Source organism: Sphingopyxis sp. EG6, assembly GCF_003609815.1.
Lineage (GTDB): Bacteria > Pseudomonadota > Alphaproteobacteria > Sphingomonadales > Sphingomonadaceae > Sphingopyxis.
On the sequence record NZ_AP017603.1, the window covers coordinates 944,177 to 966,620 of the forward strand.

Genomic DNA, 22,444 nt, shown 5'->3' on the forward strand with positions numbered 1-22,444 from the left:
CCTTTGCGGCGCGGGGTCGCGATTCGAAGGAATCGTTGGGGGTTTTGAGACATGACAGCCATTTTTCTGGCGGCGCTGATGGCGTCCGCTCAGCCATTGCCGCCGATCAAGGTAGAGGCCGTTCCGGGCAAGGGTTTTGCGGCAACGGTCGCCACGATCGACGCCGACCAATATGACCCGGTCGTCGATCGCATCAAGATCTTGGCCGAGCAGCGCTGCGGCGCCAAGAAAGTGCGGTTCGGGCGCTATTTCTTTGACAATCACATCGATGTCGAGCGCGGCGTCACGGTCATCAAGGACTTCCGTCAGGCGTTCAGTTGCTTCGATCCGGCGACCGGTCCCTACAAACCCGTTCCCGCCGACTGGAAGCCGAGCGCCGCCGAAACCACCGCCGCCACGCGCTTTGCGCAGCGCTTTGTCGACAATCTCGACGCCGGGAACACCGTGCTGCTCGCCAAGATGATGGACCCTGCGCTTGAGACGAACCCGACCGAAATGAAGCGGTTCAGCGACGAAGCGAAGATGTACCAGACGGGCCCGGGCGAATTCACGCTGCGGCTCGACGGTTGGATGACCAATCCGCCCGACGCCATTTATCCGGGGGCTTACGCTTATTTTGCGGTGCTGAGTTCGCATCCCGGCATCGCCGGAACCTGCGGCGGGATCCTGCTCTATCGGCTGCGCGATGGCGAGTATCAAATCTCGCAATATGACGTGCGCTATATCTCGCAGCGGCTGATCGACGAAGAGGGGTTCAGCGACGAGGAACTCAACCGCCTTTGCAAGCGGTAGGATTCCGTTGCGAGGCTGGGGCTGCGGCGCGTATCTTGCTTGAGAAACGCGCCGCGGCGCACTAGATCGCGCGCATGACATCGACCAATGACATTCGCCGCTCGTTCCTCGACTATTTCGCGGGGACCGGCCACCATATCGAACCGTCGGCGCCGCTGGTGCCGTACAACGACCCGACGCTGATGTTCGTCAACGCCGGGATGGTGCCGTTCAAGAATGTCTTCACGGGCCTCGAAAAGCGCCCGTACAGCACCGCGGCGTCGTCGCAGAAATGCGTCCGCGCGGGCGGCAAGCACAATGATCTCGACAATGTCGGCTTCACCGCGCGTCACCACACCTTCTTCGAAATGCTCGGCAATTTCTCGTTCGGCGACTATTTCAAGGAACAGGCGATCCACCATGCGTGGACGCTGATCACCAAGACGTGGGGGCTGGCGCCCGAAAAGCTCACCGCGACCGTCTATCACACCGATGACGAAGCCTATGACCTGTGGCGCAAGATCGCGGGGCTGCCCGAGGAGCGCATCATCCGCATCGCGACCAACGATAATTTCTGGTCGATGGGCGACACCGGGCCGTGCGGGCCGTGCAGCGAAATCTTTTACGACCATGGCGACCATATCGCGGGCGGGCCGCCGGGATCGACTGATGAGGACGGCGACCGCTTTGTCGAAATCTGGAACCTGGTGTTCATGCAATATGAACAGCGCGCGCCGGGCGACCGCGTCGACCTGCCGCGCCCCAGCATCGACACCGGCATGGGGCTGGAGCGTGTCGCGGCGGTGCTGCAGGGCGTCACCGACAATTATGACACCGACACGTTCAAGGCGCTGATCGCCGCGTCGGTCGAGCTGACCGGGGTTCCGGCCGAGGGGCCGACCCAAGCGAGCCACCGCGTCATCGCCGATCACCTCCGCGCATCGAGCTTCCTTGTCGCCGACGGGGTGCTGCCGTCGAACGAAGGGCGCGGTTATGTGCTGCGCCGGATCATGCGCCGTGCGATGCGCCACGCGCATCTGCTCGGTGCCAAGGATCCGCTGATGTACCGGCTGCTGCCGTCGCTGACCGCCGAGATGGGCGCCGCCTATCCCGAGCTGATCCGCGCGCAGCCGCTGATCGCCGAAACGCTGGAGCGCGAGGAGACCAAGTTCCGCCAGACGCTCGATAAGGGGCTGCGCCTGCTCGACGAGGCCACTGTCGGGATGGGCAAGGGCGATACGCTGCCCGGCGAGGTCGCGTTCAAGCTCTACGATACCTATGGCTTTCCTTACGACCTGACCGAAGACGCACTGCGCACGCAGGACATCGCGGTGGATCGCGCTGGTTTCGACGCCGCGATGGCGCAGCAGAAAGCGGCGGCGCGCGCGGCGTGGAAGGGCAGCGGGCAAAAGGCGTCGGAGGAAATCTGGTTCGACCTCGCCGAAACGAACGGCAGCACCGAGTTCACGGGATATGGCGCAACGGTGGGCGAGGGTCAGGTGATCGCGCTGGTCAAGGACGGCGTGCAGGTCAGCGAGGCCACGGCGGGCGACGAGTTGGTCGTGCTGACCAACCAGACGCCCTTTTACGGCGAGAGCGGCGGCCAGATGGGCGACAGCGGCACGATCGCGACGCTCGGCGGCGCGAAGGCGTCCGTCAGCGACACCAGCAAGCCGCTCGGGCGGCTGCACGCGCATCAGGCGAAGCTCGAAGCGGGGACGCTGAAGGTCGGCGATACGGTGCAGCTGACCGTCGATGCCGAGCGTCGCGACCGCATCCGCGCCAACCACAGCGCGACGCACCTGCTGCACGCGGCGCTGCGTAACCGGCTGGGCGAGCATGTGACGCAAAAGGGCAGCCTGGTCGCCGAGGACCGCTTCCGCTTCGACTTCTCGCACCCCAAGGCGCTCACCGCGCAAGAGATCGCCGACATCGAGGCAGACGTGAACGCGCAGATCCGCGGCAACGAGGTGGTGACGACGCGGCTGATGACCCCCGACGACGCCGTCGCGGCGGGCGCGCTGGCGCTGTTCGGCGAGAAATATGGCGACGAGGTGCGCGTGCTGAGCATGGGCGCAGCCGATGACCATCATTATTCGGTCGAGCTGTGCGGCGGGACGCATGTCCGCGCGCTGGGCGACATCGCGTTGCTCAAAATCATCAGTGAAAGCGCGGTGTCGTCTGGGGTGCGGCGCATCGAGGCGCTGACTGGCGAGGCGGCGCGGACGTGGCTGAACAGCCGTGACGAGGCGCTGAAGGCGGCGGCGGCGGCGCTCAAGACATCGCCCGACGATGTCCCGGCGCGCGTCGCGCAACTGGCCGAGGCGCTCAAGAAAGCCGAGCGCGAGCTGGCTGATGCCAGGAAGGCGCTTGCAATGGGCGGCGGCGGCGCGGCAAGCGGACCCGCGGTCGAGCAAGTGGGTGACACGGCGTTTATCGCACAGGTCGTTGATGGGCTCGATCCCAAGGAACTGCGTGGTACGGTTGACGGCCTCAAGAAGCAGGTCGGCAGCGGCGTCGCGATGCTGGTCGCGGTCAACGACGGGCGCGCCTCGGTCGCGGTCGGGGTGACCGAAGGCGCCCCCCATAATGCTGTCGATCTGGTCAAGGCGGCGGTTGCGGCGCTCGGCGGGCAGGGCGGCGGCGGGCGGCCCGACATGGCACAGGGCGGCGGTCCTGATGGGAACGCGGCGGATGCGGCGGTGGCCGCGGTCAAAGCCGCGCTCGTTTGAAACCGACCAAGAAAACGCGGCGCACCGATCATGCCGAACGGCTGATCGCGGCGCCGCTGGTCGACGTCTTTTCAGCCTTCACCAGCGAAGCGAAACTCGCGCGCTGGTTACCGCCCGAGGGGGCGACGGGCGAATTCGAGCATGTCGATTTGCGTGCGGGCGGCGGCTTTCTGATGCGGCTGACCTTTGACGATGCCGACGTCGAGACCAAAAGCGACGACGACAGCGATGTCGTCGAGGTCTATATTCCGACGCTCGATGACGGCCGCCTGATCGTGTGGGAGGTCGAGTTCGTGTCCGACGACCCACGCTTTTCGGGAACGATGGCGATGCACTGGTATCTGTCGCGGCGAGGCGGGGGGACGCTGGTGACGATCGATGCGCATCATGTGCCGCCGGGGATTTCGGCGAAGGATCACCTGGAGGGGTTGAATTCGTCGCTCGCGAATTTGGCGAGGGTTGTGGAGGGCTAGCGCCGCCCTTTATAGCGTGTGTCCCCGCGAAGGCGGGGACCCATCTCCTGCCGATGCAAAATAGCACCGACCGGAGATGGGCCCCTGCCTTCGCAGGGGCGCGTTGGCTTTTTTGGGCGGTGCTAGTTTAGCTCTCCACCCCCTTCGCTTTCCCCCACGCCCGCGCCGCCGTGTACCCCAGATACCCCGTGCCAAAGAGCGCGTAGAGGGGCTCGGGAATCCCCGCCAGATAGGCGTTCATCCCCCGCGCGATACCCTCCGCCATCTCGGGCCGCGCCGCGGCGATCAGGCCCATCGGAATCGCCCACAGCAACAGCGCGTACATCACATAGAGGAAGCTTGGCCGCGCGCGACTCGTCCAGGGGTCGGCGCTGTTCGCCTCGGCGACGATCGCGGTCATCCGGGTGCGGATCGCTTCCATTTCCTGGCTGCCCTCCAGCTTGAGCAGTTCCAGCTTGGCGCGGTCGCGCGCTTCGGGGTCGGGGATGATCTTGTCGATCAGCTTGGCGATCGGGCCGATCAGGCCTTCGATGATGCTCATTTCGATGCTCCTGTATGTTCAAAGTTCAGGAAAGTTCAGTCCATTGGCGCGCAGAACATGGTCAATGCTGGCCGATGCGGTTCGCCAGCCAGCCGTAGAGAAACGCCTCCTGGCTCGGGCGGCGTTCGGCGAGCGCGATGTAGCGTTCGCCCTGCAGCGCCTCCATCGCGCGCAGCAGCACCGTTTCGCCGCCCGCTGCGCGGGCGCGCAGAAAGGCGTCGAGCGCCGACAGCGTGCGCGGGCCGATTTCGCGATCGACCGCGATGTCGGGATAGTCGCGCGCGGCGCGGTTCAGCGCGTTGAGCGCGCGTTGCAGGAACCCCGCGGCGACGGCGGTGCCCATGTTGACGCCGGTGTCGAACAGCTCGGCGGCGATTTTCGGCGCGCGCAACGCCACGCGATCGAAACCGGGACGCAGCCAATAGATGCGGCGATAGATCGCCGCGGCCTCGGTGCGCGGCAGGTCGCGCATCGCGCCGCTATAGCCCTGCGCGCGCGCCACCGCTTCGGTGATTCCCCAGCAGGTCGGGCCGCCGCGATCGGCGGGGTGGTTTACATATCGGCCTTCGCGGTCGATGACGGCATCGATCAGCGCGTCGGCGTCGACGGGCGGGCATTCGCGGTTGGGCATGATTCGCTCCTTTGGTTTGTTGTCACTTAAATAACGAACCATATGGGCAAATTGTAGGAAAGGCTTTTCTTGATGCGCGCTTTGCAGGTCACAGAATTGTTGCCCGATCACGCGGGAACGGCGCTGGCCGACCTGCCGCTTCCGCAGCCGGGGCCGGGCGAGGTGCGCGTACGCGTGCGTGCGGCGGCGGTGAATTTCCCCGACCTGTTGATGACACGCGGCGATTATCAGTTGAAGCCCGAGCTGCCGTTCGTGGCGGGAATGGAATTTGCTGGCGAAATCGATGCGCTGGGCGACGGGGTCGCTGGCTGGGGAATTGGCGATGCGGTGGTCGGCGGCAACCGGTTCGGCGCGATGGCCGAATATTGTACCGTACCCGCGGCGGCCCTGCGCACGAAGCCCGAAGGGCTGACGTGGGAGGAAGCGGCGGCCTATCCGGTCGCGTATCTGACCGCCTATGTCGCGCTGGTCCGCTGTGCGCGGATCGAGGCGGGTGAGTGGCTGCTGGTGCATGGCGCGGCGGGCGGGGTCGGGCTGGCGGCGGTCGATCTGGCCGGGGCACTGGGGGCGCGAGTGATCGCGGCGGCGAGCAGCGCCGACAAGCGGGACGCGATTGCGCGGCTTTATGCGACCGACGCGGTGATCGACGGCGCGCCGGGGTTTCGCGAACGGGTGAAGGAACTCACCGGCGGGGTGGGGGCCGACGTCATCTTTGACCCCGTCGGCGGCGATGTCTTCGACGAATCGACGCGCTGCATCGCGTTCGGCGGGCGCTTGCTGGTGATCGGCTTTGCGTCGGGGCGTATTCCGGAGGTGTCGGTCAACATGCCACTGATCAAGGGCTTCTCGGTCGTCGGGGTGCGCGCGGGCGAATATGGCCGCCGCTTCCCGGCGCGCGGGGCCGAGAATATCGCTGCAGTCGATGCGCTGGCCGCGGCGGGCAAAATCCGCCCGCACGTCCACGCCGCACTCGACCTTGCCGACTGGCGCGAGGGCTTTGCGATGCTGGAACGGCGCGAGGTGGTGGGCAAGGTCGTGCTGAAACCGTGACGAACCGAGTCCGGCTGCCATAGTTTTGCGACGTCGAAGCTGTCATGTCGGCGCGGGGTATCCCGGCGACTTTGCCGACCATCACCAAAGGATAGACTATGAAGACATTGACGATGACTGCCGCTGTGCTTGCGATGGCATTCCCGGCGCTCGCCAGCGCGCAGCCGAAGCCGGACGACGGCCGCATCTTTGCGATGATCGACGCCAACGGCGACGGCAAGCTGGACAAGGCCGAAGTTACCCGGATGGCCGAAATGCGTGCGCAGCGCCAGGGCGACCCGACGCTGGCGTCGCCCGAAAAGGTCGATGCGTTCATCAAGCACGTCGACGCCAACAAGGATGGCGTGATCGACAAGACCGAAATCGCGGCAATGCGCGATGCGCGCGCATCGGCACCGCCGGCCGAAGCGCCAACGGCTGCGAACTAAGCCTGCGCGCGGGTGGCGGCTGTGGCCGCCGCCCGCCGCTTACCAAGATTTGCTGGTTTGGAAATTGGTCGGGACGAGAGGATTCGAACCTCCGACCCCCACACCCCCAGTGTGATGCGCTACCAGGCTGCGCTACGTCCCGACCGGCCCTGTTGGGCAGGCGTGGCCCCTAGCGCGGGTCGGCAGGGGATGCAAGGCTTCCCTGCGCAAAGTCGTTCGATGCGGTGAACATGGGCGCCGCGGGCCACCATGCCCTTGACGTGATCGCGATCCTCCCCATTTCGGCGACGCTTGCCAGCGGGGGAGGGCGCAGCGACCGGTTGCGCGCGCCGCCCCTGCGTGATAGGCGCCGCGCCATATATGCGCGCCGGTTCCCTGCGGAACGGGCTGCGTTTTCAAACGGAAAGTTTTTCATCCATGTCGACGCAATTGCTTCTGACCCAGGCGGCCGGATCGGGCGGCGGGGCCGCCGGTTTCCTGATGCTGGTCCCCTATCTGCTGATCTTTGTCGTGTTCTGGTTCTTCCTGATCCGCCCGCAGCAGGTGCGGGCCAAGGAACATCGCGCCAAGATCGCCGCGGTGAAGCCGCGCGACCAAGTGGTGACCGGCGGCGGCATCGTCGGCAAGGTCACGCGCGTCGACGATGATTTCGCCGACGTTGAAATCGCGCAGGGCGTCAAGATCAAGGTCGTCAAGGCGACCCTGGCCGACGTGATGCAGCCCGGCGCCAAACCCGCCAACGACTGACGCCGCAGGGGCGGTTTCGTGCCGCCCCGCGCATGTTATCGGACCATCAGACCATGCTCGATTTCCCGCGCTGGAAAACCATCAGCATCAGCATCATCCTGGTGCTGGGCATCCTCTTTTCCATCCCCAGCTTCCTGCCCGAAAAGACGCGCGAGAGCCTCCCGGCGTTCATGCAGGCAAAGGTCAATCTGGGGCTCGACCTGGCGGGCGGCAGCCATTTGCTGCTGGAGGCCGACGTCGCCGACCTGCGCAAGACGCAGCTGGCCAATATGGAAAAGACCGTTCGCACGGTGCTGCGCGGCGAGCGCGGTCCCGACGATGACATTGCGATCGGCGAACTGACGACCGAGGGCGGCAGGATCAGTTTCCTGATCCGCGATCAGGCGCAGCTCGATGATGCGCGCGACCGGTTGTTCAGCCAGACGCAGGGCGCGGCGCTGACCGGACAGCGCGACTGGAACATCGACATCATTGATAACACGCGCATCGTGATGACCCCGACCAACGCTGGCCAGCAGCAGGCGGTGGCCGATGCGATGGATTCGGCGCGCGACATTATCGACAAGCGCGTCAACGACCTTGGGACCCGCGAGCCGACGATCATCCGCGAAGGCAATGACCGCGTCGTCGTGCAGGTGCCGGGGCTTCAGGATCCGGCGGCACTGAAGGAATTGATCGGCAAGACCGCGCGGCTGGAATTCCGCATGGTCGACCCCAACGCCGATCCTGCGGAGGCCGCCGCGGGTCGCGTGCCGGTGGGCAGCGAGATCGTCCCCTATGCCGAAGGCGAGGGTAATGGCGCGACGTTCGAGGTGCTGCGCCGTCAGGTGATGATCAGCGGCGAACAGCTGATCAACGCCAAGCAGAGTTTCGACCCACAGTCGAACGAACCCGTCGTGTCGATCAGTTTCGATTCGGGCGGATCGAGCACCTTTGCCAAGGTGACCGCACAGAATGTCGGCAAGCGGTTCGCGATGGTGCTGGACGGCAAGGTGCTGTCGGCGCCGTCGATCAACGAACCGATCCTGGGCGGTAGCGCGCAGATTTCGGGCAGCTTCTCGGTCGCGAGCGCGAACGCGCTGGCGATCTCGCTGCGTTCGGGCGCGCTGCCGGTGAAGATGGAGGTCGTCGAAGAACGCACCGTCACGCCAGAGCTCGGCGCCGATTCGATCCGCAAGGGCGTGATCGCGGGCATCATCGCCACCGTCGCAGTGCTGGTGTTGATGATGGTCGTCTATGGCCGGTTCGGCATCTACGCCAATATCGCGCTGTTCTTTAACGTGTTCCTGATCATCGCGATCATGGCGGCGTTCAACGCGACGCTGACCTTGCCGGGCATCGCCGGCTTCGTGCTGACGATCGGCGCTGCGGTCGACGCCAACGTGCTGATCAACGAACGAATACGCGAGGAGCTCAAACGCGGGCGCAAGGTGTTTCAGGCGATCGACCTTGGCTATTCGGAAGCCAGCCGCGCAATTTTCGACGCCAACGTCACCAACGTCATCGCCGCGGTGCTGATGTTCTGGTTCGGCTCCGGCCCGATCAAGGGCTTTGCCGTGGTGCTGACCATCGGCATCGTCACCAGCGTTTTCACCGCCGTTACCGTCACGCGTATGTTCGTCGCCCATTGGCTGCGGACCAAGCGTCCGACGACGATCAATATTTGAGGAAGGCGATATCATGCGCTTGCTGAAACTCGTCCCCGACGACACCAACATCGACTTTCTGCGCTGGCGGAAGCTCGCGTCGTTCATGAGCTTTTTCCTGGTCGCGGTGTCGATCGCGCTGGTCGCGGTCAAGGGATTGAACCTGGGCGTCGATTTCGTCGGCGGCCAGTCGGTGCGCGTCGAATTCGCGCAGGAAATGCCGCCGATCGATGAAATTCGCGAAAAGGTCGGTCAGATCGGCCTCGGCGAAGCGACGATCCAGCAGTTCGGGTCCGACAAGGCGGTGTCGATCCGCACTGCGCTGCCCGAAGGCGACAAGGCGGCGGCCGAGCGCGCCGGGCAACAGCTGGTCGCGGGCATCCAGAAAGCGTTCCCGACCGCAAAGGCGGGGTCGGTGGAGACGGTGTCGGGCAAGGTGTCGGGCGAATTGATCCGCACCGGCGCGATCAGCCTGGGCCTCGCGATCATCGGCATTTCGATCTACATCTGGATCCGCTTCGAATGGCAGTTCGGGGTCGGGGCGCTGGGGCGCCTGTTCCACGAAGTGTCGCTGACCTTTGGCCTGTTCGCGGTGACGCAGATGCAGTTCGACCTCAACAGCGTCGCGGCGTTGCTGACGATCGTCGGCTATTCGCTGAACGACACGATCGTGGTGTATGACCGCATCCGCGAAAACCTCAAAAAATATCGCAAGATGGATATCATTCCGCTGCTGAACCTCAGCATCAACGAAACGCTGTCGCGTACCGTGATGACCACCGTGGCGATGGTGCTGGCGCTCGGCGTGTTGCTGCTCTTTGGCCCCGACGTGATCTTCGGCTTTACCGCGGCGATGCTGTTCGGCGTGTTCATCGGCGGCTATTCGTCGGTGCTGATGTCGACGCCGGTGCTGGTGTGGCTGAAGGTCGGTCCCGACAGCTTTATCCCGCGCACGAGCGCGGGCATCGCCGGCGGCGAGCGGATCGAGCGCAAGGATGACGGCGCGGTCGTCTGACCGGGCCGACACTATAGAAATTGCTGTAGCCCTGAGCCTGTCGAAAGGCGCTTCTCCGAGGAGCGCCCTTCGACAGGCTCGGGGCTACGGTTCCTTTTGGGCTGACCGATTTATACAGCGGCGCAGATGCGCGGCGAGTTCGCGGCCGTTGCGGTTCCAGTCGAAGCGGCCCGCCAAGGTGGCGGCAACGTCCGACGCCGCGGGCGGGTTGGCGAGGATTGCCTGTACCGCCTGCACAATGGCTTCGGGCGACCGCGCCGCAATCCGGCCCGCGACGGGCGAGGTGACCAGTTCGGCGGCGCCGCCCGCGTCGCTGATCACGATCGGGGTGCCGCAGGCGATCGCCTCGACCCAGGCGTTGGCCAGCCCTTCGCTGACCGATGGCATCACCACCGCGTCGGCGGCGCGATAGAGCATTGGCAGGTCGGCGTTGGCGACCGGCCCCATGAAATGCACGCGGTCGGCGACGCCAAGCCGCCGGGCGAGCGCGCGATAATGCCCTTCGGCTTCGCCGGCGCCCGCGAGATAATAGTGGACGCCGGGAAGCGCGGCGAGCGCCTCGATCACCAATTCCTGACCCTTGCGCGGGATCAGCGCGCCGACGGTCAGGATCATCGGGGCGTCGTCGATATCGAGCGCGGCGCGCGCGGCGGCGCGGTCGCCCGGATGGAAGCGCGCGGTGTCGATCCCGGTGTAGTGGGTGGTGACCTTGGCCGGGTCGATGCCGATCGCGGCCATGTCGCGGCGCATCGCGTCCGACACGGCGAGCAGGGCGGCGGCCTTGTCGGCGGCGGCCAGCAACTGCGGCGCGGTTGCCGGGCCATGGCCGAAATGGCTGATGTCCGCGCCGCGCGCCTTGGCCGAAAAGGGCAGGCCGAGCGCGGCGGCGACGCGCATCGCGGCGGGACCGTCAGGGTAGAAAAATTGCGCGTCGACGACGTCGAACGTCTGGCCCTGGACCGCCGACAGCACGGCGCGCGCGACCAGCGCCGGGTTGAGGCGCGCGCCGATACGCGGGATCAGGGGAAAGCGCGGGCGATGGACGGTGAGGCCGTTCCAGCTTTCGGTCCGGGGCAGGCCGCGGAGCTTGCGATAGCGCGGGTGCAGCGACAGCGGGAAGGGCGGCAAGCCGACGGGCGCGACGACGGTGAGTTCGATCCCCGGCTGTGCGGCGAGCGCGCGCAGGCTCTTTTCGACGAACAGCCCGAAGTTCGGGCGGGCGGCGTCGGGGAACAGCGTCGCGATCGACAGGACGCGGAGGGGCGGGGCGTCGGTCACTCAGAGCGTGCGGATCAGCCGCACCGCGACCGCCGCCCATGTCGGATTGCTGACCACCTGTTGCCGGGCGCCGGAACCGAGCGGCAGCAGGTGCAGTTTTTCGCCATCGACGTTGAGCAGACGCGCGAAGAAGAAGCGCCCGGCGGGGCGGGGGACGAGCAGGTCGCGGTTGAGCGCGCTGGTCCAGTCGCCGGTGATCCGGCGGCACCAGATTTCATCGCCGGCACGATAGTCGCCGATCGACGAGATAACGCGAACCGCGACCATATCCTCCCTCGGCCGCGCGGTCAGCGCCTGTTCGACCCGCGTTGGTGCCTGCGCGCCATCGGCGCCAAGGTGCGCGGTGATCGTCAGCTGGGTATCCTGCGGCAATTGCACCAGTTCGGCAGCTTCGACGCCCAACGCCGCGGCAATGCGGTTCATCCAGCCGAGCGATAGCGTGCGGGTGCCGGTTTCGAGGCGGCCGATCGTCTGCGCAGTCGTCGGCGGATCGCAGCGCGCGCCGACCTCTTCGAGCGTCAGTCCTTTGGCGCGGCGCACGGCGCGGATGCTGTTGATCATCGCAAAACCTTCAAATAACCAAATCGGTTTCTTCTTTCCTACAAAATATTCCAGTGTCAAGACCTGTCTTCGAATCAAGGAGATTGCCATGACCGCACGCCAGCTTGCCACCCGCCTGCATCCCGACGACCGCATCGACCCCGCCAAAAGCGGCCCGCAGACGATGCGGCAGGTGACGGTTAATATCGCCGAGAGTCCGATTGCGTGGTTGGCGGCGCGCGGGCATCTGACGTCGGCGCAACTCGATGCGGGCGAACGGCTGCGCGCCGATTACGAGCGCGCGGGGCTGGCGGCGCGGGTGACGATGCGCTGGGACGCGGCGCCGCCCGCGAAGCGCCGTGGCGGCGCGCGCGCGGCGGATGCGTCACTGGCGCGGATCGACGCCCACCGGCGCTTTCAAGCGGCGCTCGACGCCGCGGGGCCGGGGTTGGCCGACATCTGTTGGCGGGTGATTTGTGCGGGTGAGGGGATTGCCGGGGCGGAGAAGGGGTTGGGCTGGCCAGCGCGGTCGGGGAAGCTGGTGCTGGGGCTGGCGCTGGACCGGCTGGCGCGGTTTTATGGGACGGGGTGAGAGGGTGCGCGGCCAGAATCGACCGATAGCTGCCGTCGCCCCCGCGCAGGCGGGGGCCGCTGTCGGTTTACGCAGCGACGGAGGGATAGGCAGCTAGCGGCCCCCGCCTGCGCGGGGGCGACGGTCAGTCGGAACGTCCCATTCCCACCCCAAAGTGGACGCGGCGTGCCAATGTTACCCCAGTGCCTCGACCGCTTCGGCGAGCTCCAGCCAGCGATCTTCCGCTGCCGCCTTTTCCTCGCGTAACTTTTCCAGCTTGCTCGTCAGCGCCGTGAATTTTGCATGGTCGCGCGTGAACAAGGTGCCGTCCGACAACTCAGTTTCGGCTACAGCCATCTCCGCCTCGATTGCCTCGATCCGTCCGGGCAGCAAATCATAGTCGCGCTGATCCTTGTAGCTCAGCTTCTTGCGCGCGGTGGGCGGCGGCGGGGCGGCGGTTGGTGCCGCCTTTTCCTTGGCGGTGTTCGGCTTGACCCGCTTCGCTTCCCAGTCGGCATAGCCGCCCGCGACGATGTCGACCTTGCCCGTGCCGTCGAGGCCGAGCGTCACGGTGACGGTGCGGTCGAGGAAGTCGCGGTCGTGGCTGACCAGCAGCACGGTGCCGGCATAGTCGGCGATGACTTCTTGCAACAGGTCGAGCGTTTCGAGGTCGAGGTCGTTGGTCGGCTCGTCGAGCACGAGCAGGTTCGATTCGCGGGCGAATTCGCGCGCGAGCAGTAGCCGCGAGCGTTCGCCGCCCGACAAGGCGCCGACGCTGGCTTCGACGACGCCGGGGTCGAAGAGAAATTCCTTCAAATAGCCCTGGATATGCTTCTTCACCCCGCGCACCTCGACCCAGTCGCCGCCATCGGCAAGGATGTCGCGGACGGTCTTGTCGGGTGACAGCAGGCTACGCTGCTGGTCGATGATGATGCCGTCGAGCGTCGGGGCAAGGGTGATGCTGCCGCTGTCGGGCGCAATTTCGCCGGTGAGCAGCTTGAGCAGGGTCGATTTGCCTGCGCCATTGGCGCCGACAATGCCGATGCGGTCACCGCGCTGGACGCGGAAATCGAAATTCTTGATGATGACGCGGTCGCCGAAGCTTTTCGACACGCCCTCGGCGACGATCACCGATTTCGAGCGGACATCGTCGTTGGCGAGGCCGAGCTTGGCAACGCCGGGGCCGCCGATCATCGCGGCGCGGGTGGCGCGCATTTCCTTGAGCTTTTCGAGCCGTCCCTGATTGCGCTTGCGGCGCGCGGTGACGCCGCGTTCGAGCCAGTGCGCCTCGAGCCGCAGTTTCGAATCGAGCCGTTGCGCCGCGCGCGCTTCCTCGGCGGCGACGGCATCGCTCCATTCCTCGAAACCGCCGAAGCCGATTTCCTTGCGGCGGATGCTGCCGCGGTCGAGCCACAGCGTCTGGCGCGTCAGGCGGGTGAGGAAGGTGCGGTCGTGGCTGATCGCGACGAACGCCCCGGTGTAGCGCGCGAGCCAGCTTTCGAGCCAGTCGATCGCGGCGAGGTCGAGGTGGTTGGTAGGCTCGTCGAGCAGCAGCACGTCGGGGTTCTGCGCCAGCGCCCGGGCGAGCGCAGCGCGGCGGCGTTCGCCGCCCGACGCGCTTGCGGCGGATCGGCTCATGTCGATCCCGAGCTGGTCGGCGATCGCGGCGACTTCAAATTCTTCCGGCGCATTCGGAGCGGCGACGGCGAAGTCCATCAGCGTCGCGAAACCCGAAAAATCGGGTTCCTGTTCAAGCATCACGACATGGGTGCCGGGGACGATGACGCGCTTGCCCTTGTCGGGCTCGATCCGGCCCGCGAGCAATTTGAGCAAGGTCGTCTTGCCCGCGCCGTTGCGCCCGATCAGCGCCAGCCGGTCGCGTTCGCCGACATAGATGTCGAGATCCTGGAACAGCCAGCCGCTGCCCTGCACAAGGCCAAGGCCTTCGTAAGATAAAATCGGTGCTGCCATTGGGTCAGGGTCTGCTTCTTGCACGTCCGAGGCGTCGAAATGGCGAAGGTATCGACTTCGTGCGACCGCCGCGGATGGTGGTTCCATCCGCAAGGGCGCATGGTGCCGAGACCGAAGCCATTTCGACGTCCCTGCGGGATTTGATCGATTTCGTCCATGGCCGCGTCAGCGAGTCTTGGAATATAGTCATATGCCTGCGTCCCGCTTCCTCGCCCTGAACGAAATCGCTTCAAACCTCGAACGCGCAAGAAGCAGACCCTGACCCATATGAACGGCTCGCTACTGGCGCGTTCAGCATCATGCAAGCGCCGAGCGCACAAAGGCCGGAACGGGTCTGCTCCGTCAGCGTTACGGAACCGGATTTCACAACTGGCCGGGGGTCCGGCCGACAGGAGAATGAAATGACGAAGCAATTGTTCGCCGTTATGGCAACCGGACTGGCGCTGATGGCGGCGACGCCCGCGCTGGCGCAGCAAGGAGGTTCGACGGTGACGGCAGCAACGGTCCAGGGTCCGATCCTGAGTTTCAGCGTCAATGAAGAGGTGCGTTCGCGCCCCGATCAGGCGAGCGTCGGCGCAGGCGTGACGACGACCGCGCCGACCGCGGTCGAAGCGATGCGTGCCAATGCCGCGGCGATGGACAAGCTGATCGCCGCCGCCAAGGCGCGCGGGATCAAGCCCGCGGACATCCAGACGAGCGGCATCAACCTGTCGCCGCAATATGATTACAGCAATCAGGGCAATGGCCAGCCGCCGCGCTTCATCGGTTATCAGGTCAGCAACACCGTTCGCGCGACGACGGGCAAGATCGACGACATCGGCCCGCTGCTCGACGCGCTGGTGGCCGCGGGCGGCACGAATATCGAGGGTCCGTGGTTCGGCATGAAGGACGCCGATGCCCAGCTGGTCGGCGCGCGCGGCGCAGCGATCAAGGCCGCCGAGGCGAAGGCCGCGGACTATGCGCGGCTCGCGGGCTATCGCGGCGCCGAACTGGTGTCGATCAGCGAAGGCGGCAGCTTTGGCGGGCCGCAACCGCCTATGCCCTATGGGCGCGGGCTGATGGCCGCCGAGGCGAAGGCAACGCCGGTCGAACCGGGGCAGGTCGCGAACACGCTGACGCTAAGTTTCCAGTATCGGTTGGTGAAATAAGCGGATCGGGGAGTTGGTTTTGGCCGACTCCCCTTTTCCGTTCGTGTCGAGCGAAGGCGAGACACGCTGCGTTCGTGGTTGACCTCACATGTCTCGACTTCGCTCGACACGAACGGGGTTCTGAGCAGGTTTACCCCAGCTCCCCCTCCGCCCACGGCCAGGGCCGTTCGCGGAACCATTTGGTGATGATATATTTGCGCCCCTTGCGCACCTTCATGCCGTGATGGAGCGTGTCGGGGTTCGTTGTGCCATCGGGCCGCACATTGTTCCATGCGAGCAGCTTGCCGACCTCGGGCTGGTGCAGCTTTCCGGTCGCGAGAAAGCGCGTCGCGCCGCCCGCTGCGGGCTCGTTGAGATAGATCATCAGCGTCCAGCTGCGCTGGCCCGGAACCGCGCAATAGGTTTCCCAGTCGGCCCCATGCGGGTCGAAATAATCGGTGTGCGCCTTGAATTCCTGGCCGACATCGTAACGCTGCCCCTGCATCGGTTCGCCAAATTCGAGCGGGATGCCGGTGAGGTCGTGGAGGCGATTGTTGAGTGCGATCACCAGCGGGTCGCGGTGGTCGAGATCGCATGTCGTGCTGGTGCGAAAGGCGTCGTCGCCATTGGGATCGGCGATCGTCGACGGGCGCACGTCGCGGTCGATCTGAGCGATCAGCGCGGCACAGGTTTCGGGGTCGAGAAAGAGCGAAAGCATGAACTGTTCAAGCTTTGGCGTCGGCGCGCGGCGGATGCCGGGGACCGCGGCGAGCCGCGCCGCGGTGCGATCGGCGCCCGAGGTTGTCATATCGACATGTTCATTCGCAGCCATGGCGCGCTTTTTAGCAGGGAAGCGCGTGCGAACAATGCTTGACGAAGGGCCACCCCCGCGCCTATTCGCCGCGCGCTGTCGAGGTCGCTTTTCGCGTCCCCGTTCTGTGTGGCGACCATAGCTCAGTTGGTTAGAGCGCCGGTTTGTGGTACCGGAGGTCGCGGGTTCGAGCCCCGTTGGTCGCCCCATTTTTTCCCGAGACTTTCGAGGCAATCGTTCGAACCGCGTTTCGACGTGACTCTCACCTCGCGTCTGATTATTACGCCCTGACGTAATTTTTTAACGCAAGGATTGAATCCATGTCCGCAGTCTGGGATTTCGCCGATTTTGACGATCATGAGCATGTTCACATGTTCCGCGATCGGGCCAGCGGACTTACGGCGGTCATTGCGGTTCATTCGACGCATCTTGGCTCCGGCGCGGGCGGCGTACGCTACTGGCATTATCCGCAGCGCGCCGCGGCGATCACCGACGCGCTGCGCCTGTCGCGCGGCATGAGCTATAAGAATGCCATGGCGGGGCTGCCGATGGGCGGCGGCAAGGGCGTGATTCTGGCCGATGAGGGCGCGGCGAAGACCCCCGAACTGCTCGCGGCGTTCGGGCGCGCGGTCGAGTCGCTGGGCGGCGCCTATGTGACGGCCGAAGATGTCGGCATGTCCGACGCCGACATGGTCGCGATTTCCAAGCATACCAAGCATGTCAGCGGGCTTCCCGTGGCGAGCGGCGAAGCGGGCGGCGACCCCGGCCCGCTGACCGCGCTCGGCGTCTATCTGGGCATCAAGGCGGCAATCAAGCAGGGGCTCGGGACCGACAGCGCCAAGGACGTGCGGATCGCGATCCAGGGCGTCGGGAGCGTCGGCGGCGGCGTCGCGCGGCGGCTGGCTGCCGAGGGCGCGAAGCTGACGCTGGCCGACGTCAACCTGACGCGCGCGAAGGAACTGGCCGAGGAACTGGGCGCCGAGCTCGCCGATTCGGCAGCGATCATGGAAATCGAAGCCGATGTGCTGAGCCCGAACGCGCTGGGCGCGATCCTGACCGAACGCAGCATCGAAAAGCTGCGCGTGCCGATCGTTGCGGGCGGCGCCAACAACCAGCTGGCGACCGCCGCCGATGGGCAGCGCATTCACGACCGCGGCATCACCTACGCCCCCGATTACGTCATCAACGCCGGCGGCATCATCAATGTCGCGCTGGAATATCTGGGGCAGGGCAGCCGCGAGGAAGTCGAAAGCCGCATCCATCTGATCCCCGGCCGCCTCGCGGAAATCTGGGCCGAGAGCAAGGCAAGCGGCACCCCGGCATCGGCGGTGGCCGACCGGATGGCGCAGAAGCTGATCGGGCGAGGATAGGAAAAACGTCGCCCCCGCGAAGGCGGGGGGCCCTAACCGCCTATTTCCGCGCTGCTGCGTAAACCGACAGCGGCCCCCGCCTGCGCGGGGGCGACGGGAAGTGGGCTGGCGTCGATTGTGAAATCCGCTAAGCCACCCCGCAATGAAGCGGCATTTGTATCTGGTCGGCGGCTGGGCGTCGCTGGCGATCGGCGCGGTGGGCGCTTTTTTGCCGTTGTTGCCGACGGTGCCGCTGGTGATTCTGGCGGCCTTCTGTTTCGCGCGATCGTCGCCGCGGCTCGAGGCTTGGCTGCTGGGCCATCCGGCCTTTGGGCATCATATTGTCGCGTGGCGTGAAAAGGGCGCGATCAGCCGCAAGGGCAAGATCGCGGCGAGCGTCGCCTTTGCGGTCAGCATCGTGCTGGCATTGTTGTTCGCCCCCTGGCCGTGGATGATGGCGCCGATCATCGCGGCGGCGGTGGGGGGCAGCTGGATATGGACGCGGCCGGAGGGGTAAGCCCTCCGGCCTTGTCGATTTTTTGGTTCTGCCGAACGCCGTTAGAAATCGACCGTCAGGCGACCGTACACAAAGCGACCGCTGAAGCCGAAGGGCGACTGCGACGAATAAGGCAGGAAGCTGTTGTTCAGGCCGAAGTTGAAGCCGTTCACGGTACCAAAAGGCAGGCGGTCGGGATATTCGTCGAGCAGATTGTTCGCCCCGACCGCCAATTGCACCGGCTGCACCGGACGGAAGCGGAATTCCAGATCGACAATCCATTTCGGCGACAGGGTCACGTCGCCCGGCGCGGCGTCCTTGGGAATGGTGATGTCGAGGCTGGGTCCGGGCAGGAACACCTTGCCGTAACGGTTGGCGCGCAGCGTCATGCCGGCCGGGCCCGCTTCCCAGTCGATACCGGCGTTGAACTTGTTCGACGGCTGTCCGTCGGTCAGACGAAAGCTTTCGGGCCGGGCGAACAGGCGCTGCGCGGTGAAGCCGCTGAAGGTCCGGCGGTCGGTAATTTTTGTATCATTGATGTTGTAACCCGCGGTCAGGGTGAAGCGGCCCGCACCGAAGTCGGGTAGGCGATAGCTGCCGACGATGTCGAGCCCTTGCGTCCGCGTATCGATGCCGTTCACGAAGAAGCGCGCCGAGGTTCCGGCCACGCCCGCCGCTTGCAGGATGGCGACGACGTCGGCGCCCTGCAGATTTTCGGTCAGGGTGATGCGGTCCTTGATCTTGATCCGGTAGTAATCGACCGTCAGGCTGAAACCGGAAATCATATTGAACGCGATGCCGCCACCGATATTGACCGATTTTTCGGGATCGAGCGGCTGGGCGCCTAGCGCAACCGCGATTGGCGATCCGACCGGGAAGGTACCGATTTCGATCAGCCCGACCCCCGCGACATTGTTGGTTGAGGTCGTCGAGAAGAATTGTTGGGCCATACCCGGCGCACGAAAGCCGGTGGATATCGAACCGCGCAGGGCAAGGCCGCTGACCGGTTCAAGTCGCGCCGCGAGCTTGCCGTTCACCGTGTCGCCAAAATCGGAGAAATGTTCGTAGCGACCTGCAACCTGGACGTTGAAGATGTCGCTGATGTCGGCATCCAGCTCGAGATAGCCGGCGAAGCTGTCGCGCGAGGCATCGATCGCGGTGGTGGGCGAGAAACCGGGAAACACCTGCGATCCCGGCGCCGCGCCGTTGGTGAAGGTGAAAGGCCCGGCAATATAGCTCGACACTTCACCGGGTACGATCTTGTAGTTTTCGTTTCGCCATTCGCCGCCCAGCGCCAAGGTCGTGTCGCCCATGCCGAAGTCGATCGAGCGCGCGGCGTCGAAATTCACCGACATCTGGCCCGAGCGCAATCCGCCCGCGTTGAATTTCCTGGGGCTGTTGAGGCCGCCGAGCGATGTGTTGAAGCTGTTTTCGACCCCGTAGTTCAGACGGTTGGTGCCATAATTGATCGAAAGGTCGAGATTCCAGCCGGCCGTTTCGCCGCGCACCCCGCCGGCGATCGCGATGTCACGGATTTCGCTGGTGATGAGCGGCAGGAAGCCGTCGGGATAGAAAGGCTGGCCGCCATTTGCCCAGTCGGCGTTCCGCACGTCGAGCGCGCGGCGATAGAAGCCGGCACCATTTGCGTCGCGCACGCCGTAGCTGCCGAAACTGTAAAGCTCAAACCCGGGGCCGACATCCATGCCGGCGTTGAAAAAGAAGTTCATATCCTTTGATTCGCCGTCGCCGAAGCGGTGGGCATAGCGGTTGAAGGTGGTCTCGCGGGGATCGCCGATGCCGGCGTAGTTGCGGCGAATATCGGGGCCGGAGCGGTTGGTCGGTGCCCTGTCCTTATATTCGGCGGTGATGTTGAAATAGCCGCCCTCGCCAACCGGCAGGCCGATGTTCGTCGTAAAGGTATAGGTGTCGCCGTCGCGGCGTTTGCGATCGCGGCCGGTGAAGGTGATCACCGGATCGCCGTTGGCCGTCGTTGTCGGCGCGACGCTGGCCACCTGAGCGACGTCCTCCATCGTCGTGACATATTTGCCGTAGCTGATCTGCGCGCGGCCGCCTTCGCGGCGCTTGAGCTGGATGTTGATGACCCCCGCGATGGCATCCGATCCATATTGCGAGGCGGCGCCGTCGCGCAGCACCTCGATCCGGTCGATCGCGAGCGGCGGAATGGTGTTCATGTCGACGCCCGACGAACCGCGTCCGACCGAGCCGTTGAGGTTGAGCAGCGACGAGAGATGGCGACGCTTACCATTGACCAGAACTAGCACCTGGTCGGGTGCAAGGCCGCGCAGCGTGGCAGGGCGCAACGAGTCGGTGCCGTCGGTCAGCGACGGCTGCGGGAAGTTGAAGGAGGGTACGAGCTGGTTGAGCAGTCGGTTCGTTTCGGTGGTGCCGCTGTTTTGCAGCATTTCGCTCGAAATCACGTCGATCGGCACCGTGCTGTCGGCAATCGTCCGGTCGGTGCGACGGGTGCCGGTCACAATGATGGTGGCGCTGTCCGACGCGTCGCTGGCGCCATCCTGGGCGACAGCGGGAGCGGCGATGCTGCCGCTGGCGATCAGCGCTGCGGCAAGCGCGAGCGACGGGATTCGGGAAGTGTTTCGCATAAGTGCCCCCTTATTGTGTCTGGCCGAAACGGCCGGCCACCAGAGGATTGATACGAAAGACAGCAATGGCCACCCAAATCACGTCGAAGCACGGTCATATCTTACGTTTTTGTGACGATTGTGGCAATCGAGACACATATCAATGGCATAACATGATATAAAATTTCAATTCTTAGAAGTTATCGATACCATTATAACCAGGCGGAAATCTGCAATTGGCTGGACCGCTGCCTTCGCGTCGCCTAAGGCTCTGGCCGCGATGCACGCCTATGCGAATCCCACCCGTTTTCTGGCAATCGCCCGACCCTTGACGCCGTGGCTGCTCGGCCTCGGGGTGCTGCTCGTGCTGGCGGGCGCGTGGGCCGGGCTGACGCAGGTGCCGGGCGACTATAAGCAGGGCGAAACGGCACGGATTCTTTATGTCCATGTCCCGGCGGCGTGGCTCGGGATGGGCGGCTGGACGTCGCTGGCTCTTGCGGGGTTGATCCAGCTGGTGTGGCGCCACCCGCTGTCGGGTATCGCCGCGCGCGCGATCGCGGTGCCGGGGATGTTGTTCACCGCGCTGTGCCTCGCCACCGGGTCGATCTGGGGCAAGCCAACGTGGGGAACCTGGTGGGAATGGGACGGGCGGATGACGTCGATGCTCGTCCTGCTGTTCCTCTATGCGGGCTTTATCGCGCTGACCAATGGCGACGACGGGCAAAGGCAGGGCGGCTCGCTGTCGCGCGGCGCGGCGATCTACGCGCTGGTGGGCGCGATCAATATCCCGATCATCAACCGCAGCGTCGTGTGGTGGAACAGCCTGCACCAGGGGCCGAGCATCACGTTGCGCGGATCGAGCATCGACAATGCGCTGCTGTGGCCGTTGGGCTTGACCTTGCTCGGTTTTTCGCTGTTATTCGGCGCGATCGTGCTGATGCGGATGCGGCGGATCATTGCCGACAACCGCGTTGCGGCGCGGCTACGGCGGCTCGCCGACGAGGAGGATTGACGCGTGACGGGGGTGATCAGCGGCAGCGGCCAATGGGCCTATGTGGCGGCAGCTTACGGACTGACGGTGCTGCTCACCGGCGCCGTGCTGTGGTCGAGCTGGCGCGCCATGGCGAAGGCCGAACGGCGTAGCGATGCGCTGCGCCGGGACCGCACATGAAGGCGAAACATCAACGATTGGTGCTGGCGCTGGTCGCGCTGGTCGGCGTCGCCGGCGCTGGCGTGCTCGCGGCGAGCGCGCTGCGCGACGAGGCGGCCTATTTCCGCACCCCCGTTGAAGTGCAGGGCGGCAAGGCTGCGGTCGGCGAGGCGATGCGGCTGGGTGGTATGGTTGCCAAGGGCAGCATCAAGCGCCAGAGCGACGGGCTGACGATCCGCTTCGTCGCGACCGACGGCAAGGCGTCGGTGCCGGTCGAATATACCGGTATCGTCCCCGACCTGTTCGGCGAGGAAAGCGGGATGGTCGCCGACGGCCGGATGCGCGCCGACGGAACCTTTGTCGCCGACCGCATCCTGGCGAAGCATGACGAGCGTTATATGCCGCCGCAGATGGGTGAGATGCCGAAGAATATGAAGGCGCCTGCGGTATGATGGATATTCGTCGCCCCCGCGAAGGCGGGGGCCGCCATCGGCTTTTTTCTGCATTGCTGTGTAAA

General features: G+C 65.2%; 22 protein-coding genes and 2 tRNA genes. 16 read left to right on the forward strand and 8 right to left on the reverse strand.

The genetic code is table 11. From position 1 onward, the window contains the following. Positions 1-51: 51 nt before the first annotated feature. The 3 genes from SPYCW_RS04585 to SPYCW_RS04595 all read left to right on the forward strand — a co-directional run bounded on the left by SPYCW_RS04585 (position 52) and on the right by SPYCW_RS04595 (position 3,976). Positions 52-792, forward strand: a complete 741-nt coding sequence (locus tag SPYCW_RS04585; protein ID WP_120215799.1) for a hypothetical protein — start codon at positions 52-54, stop codon at positions 790-792. A gap of 74 nt (positions 793-866) precedes the next feature. After that, positions 867-3,503, forward strand: a complete 2,637-nt coding sequence (alaS, locus tag SPYCW_RS04590; RefSeq protein ID WP_120215800.1) for an alanine--tRNA ligase — start codon at positions 867-869, stop codon at positions 3,501-3,503. Continuing rightward, entirely contained in the window at positions 3,500-3,976 is a 477-nt protein-coding gene (locus SPYCW_RS04595) for an SRPBCC family protein (protein ID WP_120215801.1), read from the forward strand. The genes alaS and SPYCW_RS04595 overlap by 4 nt, the downstream gene beginning before the upstream one ends. A 127-nt stretch (positions 3,977-4,103) precedes the next feature. Here SPYCW_RS04595 and SPYCW_RS04600 read toward each other — a convergent pair whose 3' ends face one another. Further along, the gene (locus SPYCW_RS04600) at positions 4,104-4,517 is read right to left on the reverse strand and encodes a holin family protein (RefSeq protein WP_120215802.1); all 414 of its coding nucleotides are present in this window, start codon (positions 4,515-4,517) and stop codon (positions 4,104-4,106) included. 61 nt (positions 4,518-4,578) lie between these two features. Continuing rightward, complete coding sequence (locus SPYCW_RS04605; RefSeq protein WP_120215803.1) at positions 4,579-5,148, reverse strand: glycoside hydrolase family 108 protein; 570 nt, start codon at positions 5,146-5,148, stop codon at positions 4,579-4,581. Between the two features lie 72 nt (positions 5,149-5,220). On the opposite strand from SPYCW_RS04605, the gene SPYCW_RS04610 reads away from it, so the two are divergent. Next, the gene (locus SPYCW_RS04610) at positions 5,221-6,198 is read left to right on the forward strand and encodes an NADPH:quinone oxidoreductase family protein (protein WP_120215804.1); all 978 of its coding nucleotides are present in this window, start codon (positions 5,221-5,223) and stop codon (positions 6,196-6,198) included. Between the two features lie 98 nt (positions 6,199-6,296). After that, on the forward strand, positions 6,297-6,626 hold the full coding sequence (locus SPYCW_RS04615) for an EF-hand domain-containing protein (RefSeq protein WP_120215805.1): 330 nt from the start codon (positions 6,297-6,299) through the stop codon (positions 6,624-6,626). A 65-nt stretch (positions 6,627-6,691) separates the two neighbouring features. Here the strand turns inward: SPYCW_RS04615 and SPYCW_RS04620 are convergent. Then, positions 6,692-6,768: transfer RNA gene (locus SPYCW_RS04620), tRNA-Pro, on the reverse strand. A 275-nt stretch (positions 6,769-7,043) separates the two neighbouring features. On the opposite strand from SPYCW_RS04620, the gene yajC reads away from it, so the two are divergent. From yajC to secF, 3 genes are read left to right on the forward strand one after another with little or no spacing between them, the layout of a single operon-like run. Then, a complete protein-coding gene (yajC, locus tag SPYCW_RS04625) occupies positions 7,044-7,373 on the forward strand; it encodes a preprotein translocase subunit YajC (RefSeq protein ID WP_120215806.1) in 330 nt (109 codons plus the stop codon). Between the two features lie 53 nt (positions 7,374-7,426). Continuing rightward, entirely contained in the window at positions 7,427-9,040 is a 1,614-nt protein-coding gene (secD, locus tag SPYCW_RS04630; RefSeq protein WP_120218105.1) for a protein translocase subunit SecD, read from the forward strand. Positions 9,041-9,053: 13 nt separating this feature from the next. Next, entirely contained in the window at positions 9,054-10,034 is a 981-nt protein-coding gene (secF, locus tag SPYCW_RS04635) for a protein translocase subunit SecF (RefSeq protein ID WP_120215807.1), read from the forward strand. 84 nt (positions 10,035-10,118) lie between these two features. Here the strand turns inward: secF and SPYCW_RS04640 are convergent, their stop codons facing one another. Next, positions 10,119-11,312 (reverse strand): glycosyltransferase, encoded by a 1,194-nt coding sequence (locus tag SPYCW_RS04640; RefSeq protein WP_120215808.1) that lies wholly within the window; start codon positions 11,310-11,312, stop codon positions 10,119-10,121. Next, positions 11,313-11,873 (reverse strand): helix-turn-helix domain-containing protein, encoded by a 561-nt coding sequence (locus tag SPYCW_RS04645; RefSeq protein ID WP_120215809.1) that lies wholly within the window; start codon positions 11,871-11,873, stop codon positions 11,313-11,315. An 88-nt stretch (positions 11,874-11,961) separates the two neighbouring features. Here SPYCW_RS04645 and SPYCW_RS04650 point away from each other — a divergent pair, with 88 nt between their 5' ends. Then, complete coding sequence (locus tag SPYCW_RS04650) at positions 11,962-12,444, forward strand: DUF6456 domain-containing protein (RefSeq protein ID WP_331852386.1); 483 nt, start codon at positions 11,962-11,964, stop codon at positions 12,442-12,444. Positions 12,445-12,618: 174 nt separating this feature from the next. Here the strand turns inward: SPYCW_RS04650 and SPYCW_RS04655 are convergent, their stop codons facing one another. Further along, a complete protein-coding gene (locus tag SPYCW_RS04655) occupies positions 12,619-14,394 on the reverse strand; it encodes an ABC-F family ATP-binding cassette domain-containing protein (RefSeq protein WP_120215810.1) in 1,776 nt (591 codons plus the stop codon). A gap of 401 nt (positions 14,395-14,795) precedes the next feature. Between SPYCW_RS04655 and SPYCW_RS04660 the strand changes: the two genes are divergently transcribed. Further along, positions 14,796-15,542: an SIMPL domain-containing protein gene (locus SPYCW_RS04660; RefSeq protein WP_120215811.1), complete on the forward strand. Its 747-nt coding sequence runs from the start codon at positions 14,796-14,798 to the stop codon at positions 15,540-15,542. Between the two features lie 130 nt (positions 15,543-15,672). Here SPYCW_RS04660 and SPYCW_RS04665 read toward each other — a convergent pair whose 3' ends face one another. Beyond that, entirely contained in the window at positions 15,673-16,353 is a 681-nt protein-coding gene (locus SPYCW_RS04665; RefSeq protein ID WP_232014833.1) for a prolyl hydroxylase family protein, read from the reverse strand. Between the two features lie 111 nt (positions 16,354-16,464). Between SPYCW_RS04665 and SPYCW_RS04670 the strand changes: the two genes are divergently transcribed. The 3 genes from SPYCW_RS04670 (at position 16,465) to SPYCW_RS04680 (ending at position 18,198) form a co-directional block, all read left to right on the forward strand. Then, a tRNA-His gene (locus SPYCW_RS04670) sits at positions 16,465-16,541 on the forward strand. Between the two features lie 111 nt (positions 16,542-16,652). Then, on the forward strand, positions 16,653-17,702 hold the full coding sequence (locus SPYCW_RS04675; RefSeq protein ID WP_120215812.1) for a Glu/Leu/Phe/Val family dehydrogenase: 1,050 nt from the start codon (positions 16,653-16,655) through the stop codon (positions 17,700-17,702). Between the two features lie 142 nt (positions 17,703-17,844). Next, positions 17,845-18,198, forward strand: a complete 354-nt coding sequence (locus SPYCW_RS04680; protein WP_120215813.1) for a YbaN family protein — start codon at positions 17,845-17,847, stop codon at positions 18,196-18,198. Positions 18,199-18,239: 41 nt separating this feature from the next. Here SPYCW_RS04680 and SPYCW_RS04685 read toward each other — a convergent pair whose 3' ends face one another. Further along, a complete protein-coding gene (locus tag SPYCW_RS04685) occupies positions 18,240-20,798 on the reverse strand; it encodes a TonB-dependent receptor plug domain-containing protein (RefSeq protein WP_120215814.1) in 2,559 nt (852 codons plus the stop codon). 259 nt (positions 20,799-21,057) lie between these two features. Between SPYCW_RS04685 and ccmC the strand changes: the two genes are divergently transcribed. From ccmC to ccmE, 3 genes are read left to right on the forward strand one after another with little or no spacing between them, the layout of a single operon-like run. Further along, a complete protein-coding gene (ccmC, locus tag SPYCW_RS04690; RefSeq protein WP_120215815.1) occupies positions 21,058-21,789 on the forward strand; it encodes a heme ABC transporter permease CcmC in 732 nt (243 codons plus the stop codon). 3 nt (positions 21,790-21,792) lie between these two features. After that, complete coding sequence (locus tag SPYCW_RS18915) at positions 21,793-21,948, forward strand: hypothetical protein (protein ID WP_168452473.1); 156 nt, start codon at positions 21,793-21,795, stop codon at positions 21,946-21,948. After that, positions 21,945-22,379 (forward strand): cytochrome c maturation protein CcmE, encoded by a 435-nt coding sequence (gene ccmE / locus SPYCW_RS04695; protein ID WP_120215816.1) that lies wholly within the window; start codon positions 21,945-21,947, stop codon positions 22,377-22,379. Before SPYCW_RS18915 ends, ccmE begins: the two co-directional genes overlap by 4 nt. Positions 22,380-22,444 lie beyond the last annotated feature (65 nt).